Source organism: Crossiella sp. SN42, from assembly GCF_023897065.1.
GTDB lineage: Bacteria > Actinomycetota > Actinomycetes > Mycobacteriales > Pseudonocardiaceae > Crossiella.
Genome location: NZ_JAMHIV010000025.1, coordinates 114,650 through 133,212 on the forward strand (window position 1 = coordinate 114,650; position 18,563 = coordinate 133,212).

Below are 18,563 nucleotides of genomic sequence, written 5' to 3' on the forward strand. Positions count from 1 at the left end.
ATGACCCAGCCGCCGAACGGCGATTATCGCCAGACCCGGTCGCAGACCAATCCGGATGAGCAGGGCACCCTCGGCCGGATGGTCATCGGGACGGAGGCCGACCGGGAAGCCGTCGCCGAGCAGGAGCGCCAGCTGCGCGAGGGCCTGAAGATGGGTGAGGACCGGGCGCTCACTCAGTGCGGCAACTGGGCCGCGGTTGAGCACCAGGCGCTCTACGACCAGATCACCAACAACAACGACCCTGGTCAGGTCTACTCGGTCGCCCTGGCGTGGACCGAGCTCGGCAACGAGATGGCCAAGTCTTCCGAGGAGATGGACCGGAAGATCAAGGAAACCGCGCACGGGTGGACCGGGCTGGGTGGGGACGCCGCGCGGGAGGCCACGCTCAAGTTGGCCAAGTGGGGTGGCGATGCGGCTCAGACCAGTCAGTACATGGGGAACCGGACCAATGACCTCGGGTTGATCGCCGAGGACAGCAAGAACCGGATGCCGGAGCCGGTCAAGTTCGACGAGAACCAGATGATGCGGGACGCGTTCAAGTCCGGTGGGCTGGTCGGGCTGGTCAAGTCGGCTGTGCAGGACATTCCGGCCAAGCGCCAGGAAGCGGACAACGCGCATCAGAACGCGATCCGGGTGATGCAGAACAACGAGGCGAGTGCCCGGCACGTGGACGCGACCACGCCGGTGTTCTCGCCGCCGCCGCCGATCGGCGGGCTGCCCGGGGAGCCCTGGCCGCCGAAGCCGACGCCGCCTCCGCCGTACCCGCCGCCGCCCTATCCGCCGCCGCACCCGCCGGATCCGCCGCGGGTGATCCAGCCGCCGGTGCCGCCGCCGGTTCAGCCGCCGAAGCCGCCGGTGGTCACGCCGATCCCGGTGCCGGTGCGGCCGTTGCCGCCGCCGGTGCCGCCGCCGCCGAAGGCCAAGCCGCCGGTGCCGCCCAAGCCGCCGTTGCCTCCGCTGCCGCCGCCGGTTCCGCCGCCGGACAAGGACAAGCTGCCGCCCCGGAAGCTGCCGGAGCGGTTGCCGCCGCAGCCGCCGAAGCCGGGTGATCCGACCAAGATCGCGAGCCGGACGCCGGTGCCGCCGCCGAACCTGCCCACTGGCGGCGCGACCGGTGGGAAGCCGCCGGGTGGGATCGCGCCCGGGGGCATTCTCGGCGCGCTGACCGGGAGTTCCGGGGGCACACCTGGCTCCGGGACGGGTGCCGGGCGGGGCAGTGTCGCCGCTGGTGGCATGGCCGGCGCGCAGGGGCCCGCGGCCGCGGGGGCCGGGTCGGCCGTCGCGGGGGCCGCCGGCGCCGCGGGCCGGGGTGGGCCCGCTGGGGCCGCTGGTGGGCCGATGGGGGCTGGGGCCGGTGGGCGCAAGGAAGAGGACAAGGAGCACAAGCGGGCCGACTACCTGCAGGAGACCGAGGACGTGTGGGGTGACGGGAAGCGAGTGGCACCCCCGGTGATCGGCGAATGACCGGCGTGCTCACCACGCTCACCCCGGTCGAGCTGGACTTCGCCTGGCAGGAGCTGGGGCTGGAGCGGATGCCGTACCCGCTCCGGCTGCGCAGCCACGGCGTGACCATGGAGGAGCGCGGCGTGCTCCGGCACCAGGTGCTGGAGGGGCTGCGGCAGCGGCGGCTGGCCAGGGAGCGCGGGCCGCGCTGGGAGCTGGATCCGTTGCTGGAGGACCAGCTCGGGCTGCTGGCGCGGCACACGGTGGCGGTGGAGCTGATCCAGTACACCGAGGAGCCGCTGCACGCGGTGGCGGTGGCCCGCGGGGAGAGCGCGGCGCTGGCCGCGCAGACCGAGGACGGGTGCCTGCACCTGCGGGAGGTGCGGGACACCGGGCTGGCCGAGGCGATCGTGAGCGTGCTGCCGCCGGGGCAGGCCGGGCGGCAGGCTCCGGTGTCCGCGCCGCTGGCCGGGCTGCAGCGGGCCACCGGGCCGGAGAAGCTGGACCCGTTCGGCGACAGCGTGGACCAGCTGGTCGCCGCTGGCATGAACCGCAACGAGGCCTACACGCTGGACTACCTGAGCAGGCACCGGCACCAGGGCGGGCAGTTCTCGGTCAGCGTGGCCGAGCGCTACACCACGCACATGGAGCGGGACCCCTCGGTGATCTCCTGGTTCGACAGCGAGGACGGGCGGTACCTGCTGGTCAGCGAGCGGGGCAGGCTGTCCATCAGCGCGGCGGACAACCTGCGGATCGCGCACCGGGTGCAGGAGCTGATCTCGGCGGTCCGCACCGGCTGAGCGTTACTCGGTGGCCTCGCGGCAGGCACGGACGAAGGCGTTCACCGCGCCGCGCTGCTCGCCCAGCCGCCACAGCGCGGCCAGCCTGCCCGGCCGGATGCCGGGCACCGGGCGGAACACCACGTCCGCCCTGGTGTTGGACTCGCTGGTGCTGCCGGCCACCAGGGCCACGCCGTGCCCGGCGGCGACCGCGGCGAAGACCTCATCCAGGTTGTTCGCCACGATGGACACCGCGGCCGGGCGGTCCCGGCGGGCGTCGCTGGCCAGCCAGAAGTCCCGCTGCGGTCCGGCCGACTCGGGCAGGGCCACGAACGGTTCGGTGAGCAGGTCGGTGAAGGCCACCTCGGCCTCGGCGGCCAGTGGGTGGTCAGCGGGCAGGGCCACCCAGCGCGGTTCGGCCAGCAGCACCCGGTAGGCGTAGCGGTCCTGGTCGGCCACGGGCAACCAGACCAGCGCCAGGTCGACCTGGCCCTCGCGCAGGCCGGCCGAGGAGTCGTCCCAGTCGCTGCGGTGCACGCCGATCCGCCAGCCGGGCAGCAGGTCGGCGAAGCGCGCGGAGATCCGCTCGAACAGGCCGGGCGCCAGGTTGCTGTGCACGCCGACCTGCAACACCATCCGCTCACCGGCGGCGGCGCGGCCGACCTCGCCGAGCGCGGCGCCCCAGTCGGCGAGTAGTCGCTGGGCCCTGGGCAGCAGGGCGGCCCCGGCCGCGGTGAGCGCCACGGTCCGCCGGTCCCTGCGCAGCAAGGCCGACCGCAGACTGCGTTCCAGCAGCCGGATCTGCTTGCTCAGCGCGGGCTGGGACACGTGCAGCCGTTCGGCGGCGGCGCTGAAACTCAGTTCCTCGGCCACCGCGACGAAGTATCGAAGGTCCCGCATATGCACGTCCATAACTCCGCGCCATTAGAGCGGCTTCGATCGGTTGTGACTAGCCCGTTCGGCGATCGTTACCAGGTTCTTCCCTCACTTGGCGGAGTCGCGAATACCCAATGGACGCAACGATTCTTGCGTGGGCAACCCGTCCGGTCGATCGCTCGATCGGCCAGCGACCGTCCATTGTGGACTGATGTGTGCCGAAGGAGCTGGTCGTGCCGGGGAGAGCGGAGATCCTGCACCGGGCGGTGGCCGCGCTGGCCGCCGGGCCGGTGCTGTTGCACGGCCCCTCGGGCTTTGGCCGGACCACCGTGCTGGCCGAGCTGGCCACCCGGATGGCCCAGTCCGGTCGGATCCTGCGCGCCGCGCCCGGCCCGGCCGATGCCGCGGTGCCGTTCACCACCCTCGCCGACCTGCTCGACGAGCTGCCGCCGCAGCCGTGGCGGCTGCTGGCCGAACCGCAGCGGGCCGCGCTGCGCCAGGCGGTGCGCCGGGACCACCCCGGCCAGCCGGACCGGCTCGCGCTGCGGCTGGGATTCCTGGCCCTGCTGCGGGTTCTGGCCGCGGACGGGTCGGTGCTGCTGCTGCTCGACGACGTGCAGTGGGCCGATCCGGACAGCGTCGACCTGCTCGCCTTCGCCGCCCGCAGGGCCGGACAGGCGGCCCGGTTCGCCGCGACTGAGCTGGTCGTGCCCGGCGCACCGCCTGCGGCCACCTGGCTCAACCCGGCCGAGGTGCTGGAGCTGCCGCCGCTGACCGAGGCGGAGACCGCGGATCTGCTGCGGGGGCAAGGAGATCCGGCCGCCCTGTGCCGGGCCACCGGCGGGCACCCCCGGCTGCTGGCCGAGCTGGACCGGTCTGGCGGTGAGCTGACCGAGGTGGCGAAAACGCTGCTGCGCCAACGGATCGAGCGTCTCGACCGGACGGTGCTGGTGCGGATCGCGCTGGCCGGGCGGGCCACCGCGAGCCTGCTGCACGCCTGCGGGCCGCCCGAGCCGGAGTCGACTGTGGACAGTGCGCTGCGCGCCGGGGTGCTGGCCGAGGGCGAGGACGGGGTGCTCGCCTTCCGGCTGCCGCTGCTGGCCGATCTCGTTGTGGCGGAAGCGGATCCGGCGCTGCGGCGGCAGGCGCACGAGCAGCTCGCCGCGGTCAGCGCGGACCCGGTCGAGCAAGCCAGGCACCTGGCGGCCGCCCGGCCCGCGCCGGATGAGGACCTGGCCCGCACGCTGGCCGCGGCGGCCAACTCGGCCCGGCAGCGCGGACTGCCCACGGCCGCGGCCGAGCTGGGCGCGCTGGCCGCGGACCGCACCCCGGTCAAGCACCCGAAGGCCGCGGTGGCCCGCAGGCTGACCGCGGCCACCGACGCGGTGACCGCGGGCGCGCACGAACTGGCCCGCGCGCTGGCCACCGCGGTGCTGACCTGCCCGCACAGCAGCCGGAAACAGCGGGTCACCGCCTGCCTGGCGCTGGTGGACGCGGCCAGGCACACCCGACCGGCCACCGAGCGGATCTTCCGCCGCGCGCTGGCCGAGTCCAGGGGCGAGCCCGCGCTGGAGGCCCCGGTGCGGCTGCGGCACGCGGTGCACGCGGCCATCGGCGGCGACTTCACCGCGGCCGCCGCCGGGCTGGACCGGGCGGTGCGCCTGGCCACCGCGGCCGGGGACGCGCACACCGAGGTCTACGCGCGCTGCTCGCTGGCGCTCTGCCAGGTGGCGCTGGGTGATCCGGCCGCCGAGGACACCCTCGCCGCGGCGGCCGTTCCGGTGGCCGAGCCGGTCGCGCTGCACGGCGGGGTGGGCTGGACCGCGGCCCGGCTGCTGCTCTTCGCCGACCGGCTCACCGAGGCCGAGGCCGAGCTGCGGCACCTGTTCGAGCAAGCCGAGGAACGCGGTGAGCACGGCGAGCTGGTCGCGATGACCTGGAGCGCCACCGAGGTGCTGCTGGCCGCCGGGCACTGCGCGCAGGCCCGGCAGCGGGCCGCGGAAGCCTTGCGCCAGGCCGAGATCACCGGCGCCGACCTCGGCCCGGCCCGCTACGCCGCCGCGCTGGCCGAGGCGGTCGGCGGCGATCCGGCGCGCGCGGTGGAGCTGGCCGTGGCCGGGCTGGGCACCGCGGAAGCCGACGGCGACAAGGCGTTCGCGCTGCGCAACCTGCACGCGCACGGGCTGGCCCTGCTGGCCGCCGGTGACCCGGCCGCGGCGCTGGACCCGTTGCGGCGGGCGGCTTTGCTGGAAACCGAGATGGCGGTGGCCGACCCCGCGGTGTTCGGGCTGCGCGCGGACCTGGCCGAGGCGCTGGCGGTGACCGGCGCGCAGGCCGAGGCCACCGAGGTGCTCGCGGCCGCGGCCGAGGCGGCGCAGCGGCTGGGCCGCCGGGGGGTGCTGGCCACGCTGGCGCGGGCCGACGGCATCCGGCTGCTGCTGGCCCAGCAGACCGAGCAGGCGGTGCGCGCGCTGGAGTCGGCCTGTGCGGAACAGGCCGAGCTGGGCCAGCCGGTGCAGCAGGGCCGCAGCCTGCTGTGGCTGGGCATCGCGGCCCGCCGCCGCCGTCGCCGGGCCGCCGCGCGGGAGACGCTGCGGCTGGCGCACCGCACCTTTGTGGCCGCGGCCGCGCATCCGTGGGCGGCCAGGGCGGTGGCGGTGCTGGGCGAGGACAGCGAGCAGGAGGCCTGCGGCGCGCTGACCGGACTGGAGCACCGGATCGCCCGTCTGGTCGCCGGTGGCGCCACCAACCGGGAGGTCGCGGCCCGGCTCAACGTCAGCGGCAAGACCGTGGAGGGCGCGCTGACCAGGATCTACCGCAAGCTGGACGTCCGCTCCCGGACCGAGCTGGCGCTCCGCCTTCCGGACCCCGCAGCCGAGCGGGGGCGGTGACCGGGATTTCCCCGTTTCGTGCCTGGGCAACACCTTCCTAGCGTCAGGGTTCCCTGCAACGCCAAGGAGTGCCCATGCGCCTGCTCCGCCTGCTCCCGATCACCCTCGCCCTGGCCGCCGCCGTGGTCACCGCCCCGACGGCCGCCGCCGCCCCGGCCGGCGCGGACCCGTTCATCATCGGCGGCAAGTTCGTCACCTCCGCGCCGTGGGCGGCCGCGGTGTACCGCAACGGCTCCTTCACCTGCTCCGGCACCATCATCGCGCCGACCTGGGTGCTCACCGCGAAGCACTGCGTGGGCAGCGGCCTCACCGTCCGCGTCGGCAACGTCTACCGCGCCCAGGGCACGCTGGCCACGGTGGCCAGCTACACCTCTCACACCCGCGCCGACCAGTCCCTGCTGCGGCTGGCCAGCCCGGTGCAGACCAGCGAGTACAGCAAGCTGGCCGACGCGAACCCGGCCACCGGCAGCACCAACCAGATCTACGGCTGGGGCATGACCAGCCAGAGCGCGCCGCCGGCCACCCAGCTCAAGGTCGCCGACGTCCGCCAGAGTTCAATCTGCCGCGACTACTACGGCGGCCAGGCCCTGTGCACCACCAGGATCACCGGCAACGCCTGGTCCGGCGACTCCGGCGGCCCGCAGATGTTCAACGGCCTCCAGGTCGGCGTGGCCTCCACCGCGGACGGCCGCAGCACCCAGCAGTACAGCAGCGTGCCCGCGGTCCGGGACTGGATCCGCCAGGTCTCCGGGGTGTGAGGTGATGCTGACCCAGCTGCTCAGCGCGGCCCTGCTGACCCCGCTGCTGGTCGGCGGCGTCCCGGCGGACCAGGACTACCCGTTCATGGCCTCGCTGCAGACCAGCTACGGCGCGCACTTCTGCGGCGCCTCGCTGGTCAAACCGGACTGGCTGGTCACCGCGGCGCACTGCGTCAAGGACGAGCGGCCCAGCCAGGTCAAGGTGCGGATCGGCAGCCGGGACGCGGGCAGCGGCGGCACCCTCACCGGGGTGCGCAAGATCGTCGCGCACCCGAGGTGGGGACCCACCGCGTACTACGACATCGCGGTGGTGCAGCTCGACCGGCCGGTCAGCCAGCGGCCGATCGGCATCGCCGAGGCGCCGGTGGGTAGCGCCACCCGGCTGCTCGGCTGGGGCCAGACCTGCGCCAGGCCGGGCTGCGGCGGCACGCCGAAGGTGTTGCAGCAGCTGGACACCAGCGTGGTCGAGGCAAGGCGCTGCCTCGGCATCGACGGTTCGGAGTTGTGCACTGGCAACCCGAACGGCAACTCCGGCGCCTGCTACGGCGACTCCGGCGGCCCACAACTGCGCTCGATCGGCGGGGCCTGGCAGCTCGTCGGCGCGGCGAGCCGGGCGGGCAGCACGAGCACCACCTGTGCCACCGCGCCCTCGGTGTACACCGCGGTGACCGCCTATCGGGACTGGATCGCCCAGCAGACCGGAGGCTGAAAGAGCCGGGTGGCGCCGGGACCAGGCACCCGGCGCCACCCGGATCCGGTAAAATCGGACATATGCGCGCGTCAAGGCTTGCGGTTGGCTTGGCCCTGCTGATCTTCACCACCTCGACCGGAACCGCCGACGCGCGACCAGCCCTGCCCGAGCTGACCGCGGACGTCTCCACCCAGACCGCCACCGCGGTCTTCCGCGGCACCGCCAGGCTGACCAGGGCTGATCTGCGCAACGGCAAGGCGCACGTGCAGGGCGAGCTGCACGCCAACTGCGAGCCGGCCGACCCGGTGGTCACCAAGGTCCGCTTCTCCTCCGCGGATGTCAGCGCCTGGTCCGGCACGGACTACCTGGCCTGCGGCGACGTGAGTCCGGTCGACGAGACGGTGACCTGGGTGGCGGACGCGCCGCTGCGGGTCAGCTTCTGCGTCAAGGACAACGCGGCGGCCGGCACCGAGCACTGCGCCACCACCCAGGTGTTCATCGCGGACCACTTCTGGCTGACCAACCAGGTCCCGGTGACCGTGGACCACGCCGACTCCAAGGAGCAGCCGAAGACCAGGGTCTACGGCCGGGTCAACGTGGCCATCTCCTACGCCTCCGGCGCGCCGAAGCTGTTCGCGCACGGCTCCTTCTGGGGGCTGGCCTGCACGGTTCCCGGCGACCTGTGGATCCAGTTCGGCTCGGCCGCCCAAGGACGGGTGAGGTCCCCGGAGGCGAGCTGCGCGGCCGGGGTGACCAGGTTCGTCCGGCAGGCCCCGTGGCGGCCGGGCGAGCCGGTGGAGGTGCAGGGCTGCCTCCGGGTGTCCGCCGAGAACTGCGGCGAGCCGAGGAGGCTGAGCCTCCAGTAGCGGCTCAGTCCTGGAGGTCGATCACAACCTTCACGTCGTCCTTCTCCGGGGTCAGCGCGGCGGTCCAGTCCGCCAGCGGCACCCGCCGGGTGATCAGGCCGCCCAGCCAGCTCCGGTCGGTGTCGGCCAGCGCGGCCGCGGCTCGCCGGTAGTGCCGCAGGTTGCCGTTCACGCTGCCCACCACGACCCCGTTGCGCAGCACCATGCCGTTGTTGATCTCGCCGCCGGGCAGCGGCAGCTCGCCCTCGTCGCCGGAGAGGCCGGTGAGCACGGTGATGGAGTTGCGCGAGGTGCGGCGCAGCACCTCGAAGACCACCTCGGGCGCGCCGGTGCACTCGATCACGATGTCCGGCTCGAAGCTGATCTCGGCCAGGTCGCCGTGGAACCAGGCACCCATGCCGAACACCAGCTCCGGCTTGGGTCCGGTGCGGGTCCGGTCCACCACGTGCACGTCCAGCCCGCGCTGCACGCCGAGCAGCGCGGCCAGCAGCCCGATCGGCCCGGCCCCGGTGACCAGCACGGTGCGCGGCCGGAAGTAGCCGCGCTGCCCGATCCGCTCGATCTGGTCCCACACCTTGGCCACCACCGAGGTCGGCTCGGTGAGCACGCCCAGCTCGCCCAGCGCCGGGTCCAGCCGGACCGCGAACCCGGTCTCCACCGTCCACAGCTGCGCGCCGTAGCCGTCCAGGGCCTGGATGCCGCGCTCGGTGTACTCGCCGTTGCGGCAGAAGTCCCACTGCCCGTCCGCGCAGGCCCCGCACGGTTCCGGGTCGGGCCGCCGGACGATGCCGACCACCAGGTCCCCCGGGCTGAAGCCACTTCCCTCCGGCGCGGTCAGCACCCGGCCCAGCGACTCGTGGAAGAGCACCATCTCCTCGCGGTCCGGCGGCAGCGCGCCGTAGCCCTGGTTGACCACCTCCCGGTCGGTGCCGCAGACCCCCACGGCCAGCCCGGCGACCAGCAGTTCGCCCGGCCCCGCAACGGGATCCGGCAGTTCGCGCAGGGCGATGAGCTCGGGCTTGCCCGGCACGCCGACCGCGGCCTTCATCCGCGCACCCCGTCAAAGCCGTCGGTGCGGTCGCGGGCCTCGCGGGTCCGGCCGCCGTAGAGCACCGCGGCGCTGTTGACCAGCGCGAGGTGGCTGAACGCCTGCGGGAAGTTGCCGGTGAACCGGCCGTGCGCGGCGTCGTACTCCTCGGCCAGCAGGCCGACGTCGTTGGTCAGCGCGACCAGCCGGTCGAACATGGAGGCCGCCTCGTTGCGCCGCCCGGACAGCGCCAGCGCGTCCACGAACCAGAACGAGCAGGCCAGGAACGAGCCCTCGCGCCCGTGCAGACCGTCCACATCGGACTTCCCGGCGTCGGTGCTGTACCGGTCGACCAGGTCGCCGTTCTTCAGCTCCCGCTCGATCGCGCGCACCGTGCCGCGCACCCGCTCGTCGTCGCCGGGCAGGAAGCCCACCGCGGGGATCAGCAGGGTGGCCGCGTCCAGCTCGGTGCCGCCGTAGAACTGGGTGAAGGAGTTCAGCTCGGCGTTCCAGCCCTTGTCCAGCACCTCGGCGTGCACCTGGTCGCGCAGCTCCCGCCAGCGGGCCACCGGCCCCGGCAGGTCGTGCTGCTCCACCGCGCGCACCGCCCGGTCGAAGGCCACCCACACCATCACCCGGGAATGGGTGAAGTGCCGGTCCGGCCCGCGCACCTCCCACAGCCCGGAGTCCGGTTGCTGCCACAGGGTTTCCAGGTGCCGCATCATGCCGCGCTGCAAGGCCCAGGACTCCGCGCTCTCGCCCAGCCCGCGCTCCCGCGACAGGTGCAGCGCGTCCATGACCTCGCCGTAGACGTCCAGCTGGAGCTGCCGGAACGCGGCGTTGCCGATGCGCACCGGCTTCGCGCCCTGGTAGCCGGGCAGCCAGTCGGCCTCCCACTCGATCAGGTGCCGCTCGCCGTCGATGCCGTACATGATCTGCACGTCCGCCGGGTCGCCCGCCACCGCGCGCAGCAGCCAGTTCCGCCAGGCCACCGCCTCGCCGGAGCAGCCGAAGTTGTCCAGCGCCAACAGGGTGAAGGTGGCGTCGCGCAGCCAGCAGTAGCGGTAGTCCCAGTTCCGCTCCCCGCCCAGGGTCTCCGGCAGCGAGGTGGTCGGCGCGGCCACCATGCCGCCGGTGGGCGCGAAGGTCAGCGCCTTGAGCGTGGCCAGCGAGCGGCGCACCGCCTCGGCGTGCGGGCCGTCGTAGCGGATGTTGGCCGCCCAGTCCCGCCAGAAGTCCTCACTGTCCTGGGTCTCCTGCAGCGGGTCCAGCGGTTCGGCCACCGACTCGTAGGAGGCGGACCACTGCATGATCCAGGCCAGCCGCTGCCCGGCGGCGATGGTGAACACCGCCTCGTGCGCGCGCTCACCCGCCACCCGGTAGGGCAGCCGGTCGCCGCGCAGCACCACGGTGTGCGGGCCGGCCACCGCGATGATGCACTCCGTGCCGTGCGCCTCGGTCCGGCGCACCCAGGGCACCGAGTCCCCGTAGGCGAACCGGATCACCCAGCGCAGCCGGACCTCCACCTCGCCGGAGACGCCCTCCAGCACCCGGACCAGCGCGGGCTCGTCCTCCATGTTCTTCTCGTGCGGCGGCATCGAGTCGACCAGCCGCACCACGCCGTCCGCGGTGTGGAACTCGGTCTCCAGCACCAGCGAGGTGTCCCGGTACTGCCGGTGCACGTGTTCCACCGGCCCGGTCGGCGAGATCTGCCAGTGCCCGGACTGCTCGTCGCCGAGCAACCTGGCGAAACAGGACGGTGAGTCGAACCGGGGCAGGCACAACCAGTCCACCGACCCGGTCTTGCTCACCAGTGCCGCGGTGCGCAGATCGGACAGCAGGGCGTAGTCCTCGATCGGACCGGGTCCACCGGTGACGGCTAGCTCGTGATCGGCCACTCAACCGAGGTTAGGCGTCCATCCGCGCGATCGCCCGCTCGGACACGTTCAGCGGCCCAGATTGAACCCAGCCAACCGAACGCCCGGCAGACCGGCGGCCCCGTCGTACTCCGCGCGCAGCGTCATCGACTCACCCGGCCACAGCGTCACGTAGTTGTCCGACCACCGGACCGGCGTGCGCACCCCGTCGAGCTGGGCTTTGACCGCCAGGGCAACGGTGCCGGAGTCGTTGCGCAGCCGCACCTCCACCCCGCCGGGCACCCGGCGCGCGGTGTGGCTGACCCGGCTCTCCGGCAGGTCCTGGAGCCCGGTCAGGTCGGCCGAACCGGTGACCGGGGTGTGCCACCAGGTGGACTTGGTGAAGTCCACCACGTCCGCCGTGCCGGAGAGCCAGTAGACATTCCGGTCGAGCTCTGCGCCGTCGCGTGCCACCAGCAGTCGCACCAGGTAGGTGCCCTGGACGCCGACCTCCGGCAGGGTCAGCACCCTGGCCGAGGTGTTGGCCGCCGCGGTCGCCCGCACCGAGTGGTCGGTCAGCACCCGGCCGTCCAGGCTGAACGCGGTGGCCCGCACGGTCAGGCCGGGGGCGTCGGCGAGCCCGGTGTTGGCCAGCACCACCGAGCGGTCGTCGTAGGAGTACTGCGCGTGCAGCGGCCGCAGCGCCTTCTTCGCACCGAAGTAGGACCCGGCGGCGTCCAGGTTGTGGTCCCACAGGTGCCAGTACAGCGTGGGCCAGGCGTTGTTGATCATCCAGTAGATGACGCCGGTGGCCGGGTTGGCCGGATCGGCGAAGTCCCGGCCGTAGGCCTCGAACTGGGCCCGGTTGCCCTCGTAGTTGGCCAGCTGGGCCTTGCGCAGGAAGTCGGCCAGGTCCTTCGGCTGGCCGTACCGCTTGGCCAGCGCGTCCGCGAACAGGCTCAGCGTGGCGAAGACCTCCTTCTTGGCCAGGTGGTAGTGCGGCTTCGTCGGTGCTCGCCAGAGGTCCTCGATCTCCTGCTCGGTGAGGAACTTCCGCAGGCTGGCCAGCTCCGGGATCATCGGCCCCGAGCCCACCTCGGAGGCGAACCCGGCCGCGCCGCCGAGCTTGTCCTGGTACCAGTAGTTCGGCGGGATCCACCAGTACGGCCCGTCCATCTTCATCCCGGACTTGCCCAGCTGGGGCGTGCTCTTGGCCGCGGCCGAGGGCAGGATCGGCGCGGTGAAGTCGGCGGCCCGCAGCGCGTCCAGGTAGGTCTGCTCGACCCTGGCGGTGGCCGCGTTGTCACTGCCGATGAAGAAGCCCAGCACGCTGGGGTGGTTGGCCAGCCGGGCCGCCTCGGCCGCGGTGGAGGCGCCCGCGATCCGGTAGTCCTCCTCGGTCCAGGTCGAGTACTTCTCCCACTTGGTGCAGCACTCCCAGCCCGGCAGCAGCATGATGCCCAGCCGGTCGGCCAGCGCGAGCAGCTCGTGGTCCTCCTGCTTGCCCTCCAGCCGCAGCGTGTTCACCCCGAGGTCGCGCACGTGCCGCAGCTCCTCGGCCAGCCGCCCCGGCTGCGCGCGCAGGAACAGGTCCGAGGCCCAGCCGCCGCCGCGCACCAGGAACGGCGTGAAGTTGACGAAGAACTTGCGGTGGCCCTGCGGGGTCAGCTCGGAGCGCACGTCCCGGATGCCGAACTCGCTGCTCGCGGCGGAGTCCCCGGCCGAGACGGTCAGCCGGTACAGCGGCTGCTCGCCGAACTGCGCGGGCCACCACACCCGCGGCCGGTCGACCCGCAGCTCCGGGAAGGTCACCGTCCTGGTCTCACCCGGCGCCAGCTCGACCTGCTGCCGCAGTCGCTCGTTGCCGACTGACGCGGTCACCGTGGTGCGTTGTGGCTGGCCGGAGTGGTTGCGCACGGCCGTCTTCACGGTCAGCCGGGCCACGCTGAGATCCGGTTCCAGCGCGGTGACCACCCGGGGATCGGCCACGGACACCGCGCCCGAGGTCACCAGGCTGATATCACGCCAGATACCCATGTTGTTGTCCGGCGCGGGCGGGCTCCAGTCCAGGAAGCTCACCGTGAAGTCGCGGAACGGGTCCGCGGGCATGGCCTTGATGGCCAGCGCGTTGCGGCCGGGACGCAGCAGCGGGGTCAGGTCGAACTCGCCGCGCGGGTACGCGCCCGCGGTCTCGCCCAGCCGCACCCCGTTGAGCCACAGCTCCCCGCGCGAGATCACCCCGCCGTTGAGTCGCAGCACGGTGTGCCTGCCCGGCTGCGGGAAGGCCAGGAACTCCCGCCGGTACCACCAGGGCACCGCGAAGTCGGCCGGGTTGACCGCGTCCCGCAGGTTGGTGGAGTAGTTCAGGTCCGGGTAGCGCCGGTTCGCGATCAGCCCCGCCATCACGGTGGAGCGCGCGGGCACGGTCAGCCAGCCGCGGTCGCCGTGCCGGGGGCTGGAGATCGCCGACCCGTCCAGGCCGGCCTTGGCCGAGGTCTGCATCCGCCAGTCCGGCACGGTCGTTGTGCCTGGTCCGGACACGGTCAGTCTCGGATCCGGCAGTGGGTCGGCCACGGCCGGGGTCAGCGAGGCGCACAGGGCGAGGGCGATCCCGAGAACCAGTGGCGGCAGGCGCATGTCCGGCACTCTGCCGTTGGTTGCCCCTTTTCGGCAAGGCTCCTTCCGAAGTAAATTCCTGACTACCCTCGGGGTTCGGTGCCGGCTAGCGGATCGGCGCGGAGAGCACCTGCTTGGCCACGTTGTGCCCGTTGATCTCCACGCTCGGGGTCGCCCCGCCCAGGTCGGCGGTGCGGTACGTCGCGGTGAGGGTCAGCGTCTCGCCGGGCCAGAGCGTGACGTAGTTGTCGCTCCAGTCGGTCGGCAGCACCTCGGGTCCGCCCGCGCCCTTGCGGATGTTCGCGCGCAGGAAGAACCCGACCTGCTTGCCGGTGGAGTTGTTGGTGAGCGTGACCGTGGTCTTCGTGTTCGCACCGTCCACAGTGGACTTCGCGGTGGACTTCACGGTCGCCGCGGCCAGGTTGTTCAGGCCCTTGAGGTCGGCGTAGCTGGACTGCGGCGTGTGGTACCAGGTGGAGGCGCCGTAGTTCAGCCCGTCGGCCTTGGTGGACAGCCAGTACACGTTGCGGTCCAGCACCTTGCCGCTGCCGTCCTTGAGCAGCAGCCGGGTGAAGTAGGTGCTGGACAGGCCGCTCGGCTGCGGCAGGTTGCCCGCGCGCACCGAGGCGTTGCCCTTGGCCGTGACCGGCCGGGTCTCCTCCGCCTTGACCGTGCCGTCCAGGTTGAACACGGTCACCTGCACCGACAGCCCCGGCACGTCGTTGAGGCCGGTGTTGACCACGGCAAGGGACTTGTCGTCGTAGGAGTACTGCACGTGCAGCGGCCGCAGCGCGGTCTTGGCGCCGAAGTAGGAGCCCGCGGTGGCCAGGTAGTAGTCGTAGAGGTGCCAGTACATGGTCGGCCAGGCGTTGTTCAGCATCCAGTAGATGACGCCGGTGGCCGGCTTGTTCGCATCCGACCAGTCGCGCCCGAACGCCTCGAACTGGGCGCGGTTGGTCTCGTAGTTGGCCAGCTGGGCCTTCTTCACCACGTCAGCCGGGTTCGCCGGTTTGCCGTAGCGGTTGTCCAGCGCGGTGCCCCAGAAGGTGAGCTTGTTGAAGGTGTCCGAGCGGGACAGGTGGTACTGGGTCGCGTTGTAGTCGGTGAGCTTGTTGATGTCGCCCTGCGGCAGGAACTTCTTCAGCTCGTCCATTTCCGGGATGGTCGGCCCGGGCCCGATCTCGGAGGCGAAGCCGTAGGCCCCGCCGAGCTGCTCGTTGTACCAGTAGTTCGGCGGCTCCCACCAGTACGGCCCGTCCATCTTCATGCCGGGGCTGCCCAACTGCGGCGAGCTGATCGCCTTGGCCGAGGAGATCACCGGCAGCTTCCACTCGGCCCGGTTCAGCGCGTCCAGGTAGATCTTCTCCAGCCCCGCGCCGGGGGCCGCGTCACTGCCGATCATGAACGCGAGCAGGCTGGGGTGGTTGCGGATCCGCTTGGCCTCGTCCTCGGCCGACTCGCCGGCGACCCGGTTGTCCTCGGCGGTGAAGGAGCTGTACTTCTCCCACTTGGAGCAGCACTCCCAGCCGGTGATCAGCATGATGCCCGCCCGGTCGGCCATGTCGTAGAACTCGTCGTTCTCCGGCTTGCCCTCCAGCCGGATGGTGTTCATGCCCATGCCGCGCACCAGGTTCACCTGGTCCTGCAGGTACTTCAGGTCGGTGCGCAGGAACAGGTCCGAGGCCCAGCCGCCGCCGCGGACCAGGAACGGCTTGCCGTTGACCGAGAACTCGCGGCCGCCCTTGTTCAGCCGGGAGCTGACCTCGCGCACGCCGAAGCTGGTCTTCGCGGTGTCGGCCACCGCGCCGTGCACGGATGCGGACAGCGCCGCCTCGTACATCGGCTGGCCGCCCATCTGGAACGGCCACCACACCTGCGGGTTGAGGAAGCGCAGGCCCACGGTGTTGCCAGGGGTGAAGCTGACCGTCTTGGTCTCCTTGGCCGCCAGCGTGACGCTCTGCCGGAAGCCCACGTTGCCCGCGGTGCCGCTGATCTCGGTGGTCACCGGCGCGCCGGTGTTGTTGCGCGCGTTGACCTTCACCGTGACGTCGGCGTGGTTGAGGCTGGGCAGCGGCAGGTCGGTGTCCACCCGCAGGTCGCGCAGGGAGACCGCGCCGTTGGCGGTGAGCTGGACATCGCGGAAGATGCCCTGGTTGCGGTCGGGCGGCAGCTGCGCCCAGTCGATGAAGTGGATGATCAGGTCACGGTCCTGGTCCGCCGCGCTGGCGCGGATGGCCAGCGCGTTGTCACCCTTGCGGAGCAACGAGGTCACGTCGAACTCGTACGTCGGGTAGGCGCCGACCACGGTGTCCGTGCCCGCGATCTTGGTGCCGTTGAGCCAGACCTCGCCGCGGGAGATCACCCCGCCGTTGAGCTTGAGGAAGGTGTGCGTGCCGGGGGCCGGGTCCGCGGTGAACGCGCGCCGGTACCACCAGGGCACCAGGAAGTCGTTGCGGTTGGCCTTCTGCAGGTTGTTGCCGTAGTTGACGTCGCCGTACTTGTTGTTGGCGATCAGACCGGCCAGCACGGTGGACCGCTTGGGCACCGCGTACCAGGAGCTGTCGTTGAAGCCGGGCGCGGAGATGGCCGCGCCGCTGCCGGTGGCCACCGCCGAGGACTGCAACCGCCAGTCCGGGATGGTGGTGGTCTGCGCGGCGCGGCTCGGGGCCGAGGGGGTGGCGCCGAGCTGGTAGGCCGGTCCGGCGGCCGCTTCCGGCGTGGCGAGGCCGGGCAGGGCGGGTAGGACGAGGGCGAGGCTGACGGCTGCCGCCAGCCACGCGGGACGACGTCTGGTCATGGGGCGCTCCCGGCAACCACGTGGCGGCGGCTGGATGGGGCTTTCCTGGGCAACTCTCGCTGGTCAACGTCCGCATTGGCAAGGGTCCTTACGAACGAAAATCCGCACTTGCCCACCCGCCCTCCGGCGGGTAAAGCTGCGCGCGTCAACCAAACCGCCGCCCGCGTTTGGGAGATGGAGACGATCGATGACGATCGAACGCAGAACGTTCCTCGCCGGTGGCGCCGCAGCCGCAGCCTGCGCCCTGACCAGCGGAGCGGGCTCGGCGCAGGCCGCGGCGGAGACCGGTGAGGGAAGGGCGCCGAGGGCTGAGCTGTGGCAGGAGTACGTCCGCAACCCGCACAACCACCCGCAGATCCCGGACGTCTCCTTCGCCGGGTACCGCACCGGTGAGCGGTGGCCGAACCTGCCGGTCCGGGCCAACGTGCTGCGCTACGGCGCGGTGCGGGACGGCTCGGCCGACGCCAGCGCCGCGATCAACGCGGCCATCGTGGACGTGGGCAGGCGGGGCGGCGGCGCGGTGCTGCTGCCCGCCGGCACCTACCGGATCGAGAACATCATCCAGCTCGGCTACGACAACGTGGTGCTGCGCGGCGAGGGCAGCGGGCGGACCACGCTGTACGCCACCCGGTCGCTGGAGGAGATCGTCGGCATCAACCGCAGCCGCTACGGCAGCGAGAACTCGGCCTGGAGCTGGGCAGGGGGCCTCGTCTGGGTCAGCCACCGGGACCGGCACCGGCCGCTGGTGGAGGCGATCAAGGCCAAGAAGTGGCCGCTGGAAGGCTGGCTGGGCAACGAGGGCGAGGGCATCCGCACCCTGACCACGGTCACCGCACCCGCCTCCCGCGGCGGGTTCACCCTCACCGTGGCTGACAGCAAGGCGCTGCACGCCGGCCAGCGGGTGCTGGTGCAGATCGACGACGACGCTGAGTACGGGCTGCTCCGGCACATGTGCGGCGACGGCCCCGGCACCGCCGAGTACGTGTGGTCGAACAAGGACAAGCTGCTCTCCTACCGCCCGTTCCAGTGGCCGGTGCGGATCACCAAGGTGCGCGGCAACCAGGTCACCCTGGAACAGCCGCTGCCGGTGGACGCCCGGCTGGCCTGGAAGCCCCGGCTGACCACCTTCGCCCCGCCGATCACCGGCGCCGGCGTGGAGGGCCTGACCATCCGCATGGTCAAGACGGTCCGGCCCAAGCACCTGCTGGACAAGGGCTACAACGGCCTGGCCTTCCAGTGCGCCTGGGACTGCTGGGCCGACGACGTGGCCGTGGTGGACAGCGACAACGGCTTCCTACTGGTCGCGACCAAGGGCGTCACCCTGTCCAGGACCAGCGTGGCCGGGCGGGGCCAGCACCACTCCTACGCCTGCCGGGAACAGGCGCACGACAACCTGGTGGAGAACTTCCGCATCGGCAAGTTCACCGAGCCGCCCACCCCCGGCTCCGGCCACCACGGCATCAACGTCGAGGGCCTCTCCTGCGGCAACGTCTGGTCCAAGGGCGTGATGGAGGCAGGCACCTTCGACACCCACCGCGGCCTGCCCTTTGCCAACGTGCGCACCGAGGTCAGTGTGTTCAACGACGGCAACCACGGCGGCAGCGCCAACGCCGGGCCGTTGTACGGGGCCCGGTTCACCCACTGGAACGTCACGGTCACCAACGGCAGGGCGGGCTGCGTGAAGATCGACCACGTGGCCCCGTACAGCGCCACGGTCGGCATCTCCGAGGTCACCGAGTTCGGCCAGATCGACAAACCGGACTTCACCGGCCCGCTCAACTCCAGGATCGAGTCCTACGGAAACCCCGCGGTGAACCCGCCGAACCTGCACCGCGCCCAGCGTGAGCTGCGGAAATGGCGAGGCCGCTGACCGATTGGTTTTCGACAGGTTGCTCACAGCCTGCGCACAGCAGGCACGCGCATCCTCGGTGTCAGCCACCCAGAACCGGGTGGCTGACACCGA

Annotated in this window: 12 protein-coding genes; 7 read left to right on the forward strand and 5 right to left on the reverse strand. The window is 72.2% G+C overall.

Annotated features, from left to right (window positions below; genetic code table 11):
- Entirely contained in the window at positions 1–1,464 is a 1,464-nt protein-coding gene (locus tag M8C13_RS28500) for a PPE domain-containing protein (protein ID WP_252483801.1), read from the forward strand.
- A complete protein-coding gene (locus M8C13_RS28505) occupies positions 1,461–2,243 on the forward strand; it encodes an ESX secretion-associated protein EspG (protein ID WP_252483802.1) in 783 nt (260 codons plus the stop codon). Before M8C13_RS28500 ends, M8C13_RS28505 begins: the two co-directional genes overlap by 4 nt.
- A gap of 3 nt (positions 2,244–2,246) precedes the next feature.
- Here M8C13_RS28505 and M8C13_RS28510 read toward each other — a convergent pair whose 3' ends face one another.
- Positions 2,247–3,122 (reverse strand): LysR family transcriptional regulator, encoded by an 876-nt coding sequence (locus M8C13_RS28510; protein WP_252483803.1) that lies wholly within the window; start codon positions 3,120–3,122, stop codon positions 2,247–2,249.
- A 209-nt stretch (positions 3,123–3,331) separates the two neighbouring features.
- On the opposite strand from M8C13_RS28510, the gene M8C13_RS28515 reads away from it, so the two are divergent.
- The 4 genes from M8C13_RS28515 to M8C13_RS28530 all read left to right on the forward strand — a co-directional run bounded on the left by M8C13_RS28515 (position 3,332) and on the right by M8C13_RS28530 (position 8,304).
- Positions 3,332–5,989 (forward strand): AAA family ATPase, encoded by a 2,658-nt coding sequence (locus M8C13_RS28515; RefSeq protein ID WP_252483804.1) that lies wholly within the window; start codon positions 3,332–3,334, stop codon positions 5,987–5,989.
- A gap of 74 nt (positions 5,990–6,063) precedes the next feature.
- Complete coding sequence (locus M8C13_RS28520) at positions 6,064–6,747, forward strand: DUF1986 domain-containing protein (RefSeq protein ID WP_252483805.1); 684 nt, start codon at positions 6,064–6,066, stop codon at positions 6,745–6,747.
- A gap of 4 nt (positions 6,748–6,751) precedes the next feature.
- Positions 6,752–7,456, forward strand: coding sequence for a trypsin-like serine protease (locus M8C13_RS28525; RefSeq protein WP_252483806.1), 705 nt, complete (start codon positions 6,752–6,754; stop codon positions 7,454–7,456).
- Positions 7,457–7,545: 89 nt separating this feature from the next.
- Positions 7,546–8,304 carry a hypothetical protein gene (locus tag M8C13_RS28530; protein WP_252483807.1) on the forward strand — a complete coding sequence of 253 codons (759 nt, stop codon included), beginning with the start codon at positions 7,546–7,548 and terminating at the stop codon, positions 8,302–8,304.
- Positions 8,305–8,308: 4 nt separating this feature from the next.
- Here M8C13_RS28530 and M8C13_RS28535 read toward each other — a convergent pair whose 3' ends face one another.
- The 4 genes from M8C13_RS28535 to M8C13_RS28550 form a co-directional block, all read right to left on the reverse strand.
- Positions 8,309–9,352 carry a glucose 1-dehydrogenase gene (locus M8C13_RS28535; protein WP_252483808.1) on the reverse strand — a complete coding sequence of 348 codons (1,044 nt, stop codon included), beginning with the start codon at positions 9,350–9,352 and terminating at the stop codon, positions 8,309–8,311.
- Complete coding sequence (locus M8C13_RS28540) at positions 9,349–11,229, reverse strand: glycoside hydrolase family 15 protein (RefSeq protein WP_252483809.1); 1,881 nt, start codon at positions 11,227–11,229, stop codon at positions 9,349–9,351. The genes M8C13_RS28535 and M8C13_RS28540 overlap by 4 nt, the downstream gene beginning before the upstream one ends.
- A 48-nt stretch (positions 11,230–11,277) precedes the next feature.
- Entirely contained in the window at positions 11,278–13,824 is a 2,547-nt protein-coding gene (locus tag M8C13_RS28545; protein WP_252483810.1) for a sugar-binding domain-containing protein, read from the reverse strand.
- Between the two features lie 85 nt (positions 13,825–13,909).
- A complete protein-coding gene (locus M8C13_RS28550; RefSeq protein ID WP_252483811.1) occupies positions 13,910–16,600 on the reverse strand; it encodes a sugar-binding domain-containing protein in 2,691 nt (896 codons plus the stop codon).
- 187 nt (positions 16,601–16,787) lie between these two features.
- On the opposite strand from M8C13_RS28550, the gene M8C13_RS28555 reads away from it, so the two are divergent.
- Positions 16,788–18,470: a glycoside hydrolase family 55 protein gene (locus M8C13_RS28555; RefSeq protein WP_252483812.1), complete on the forward strand. Its 1,683-nt coding sequence runs from the start codon at positions 16,788–16,790 to the stop codon at positions 18,468–18,470.
- Positions 18,471–18,563: the final 93 nt, after the last annotated feature.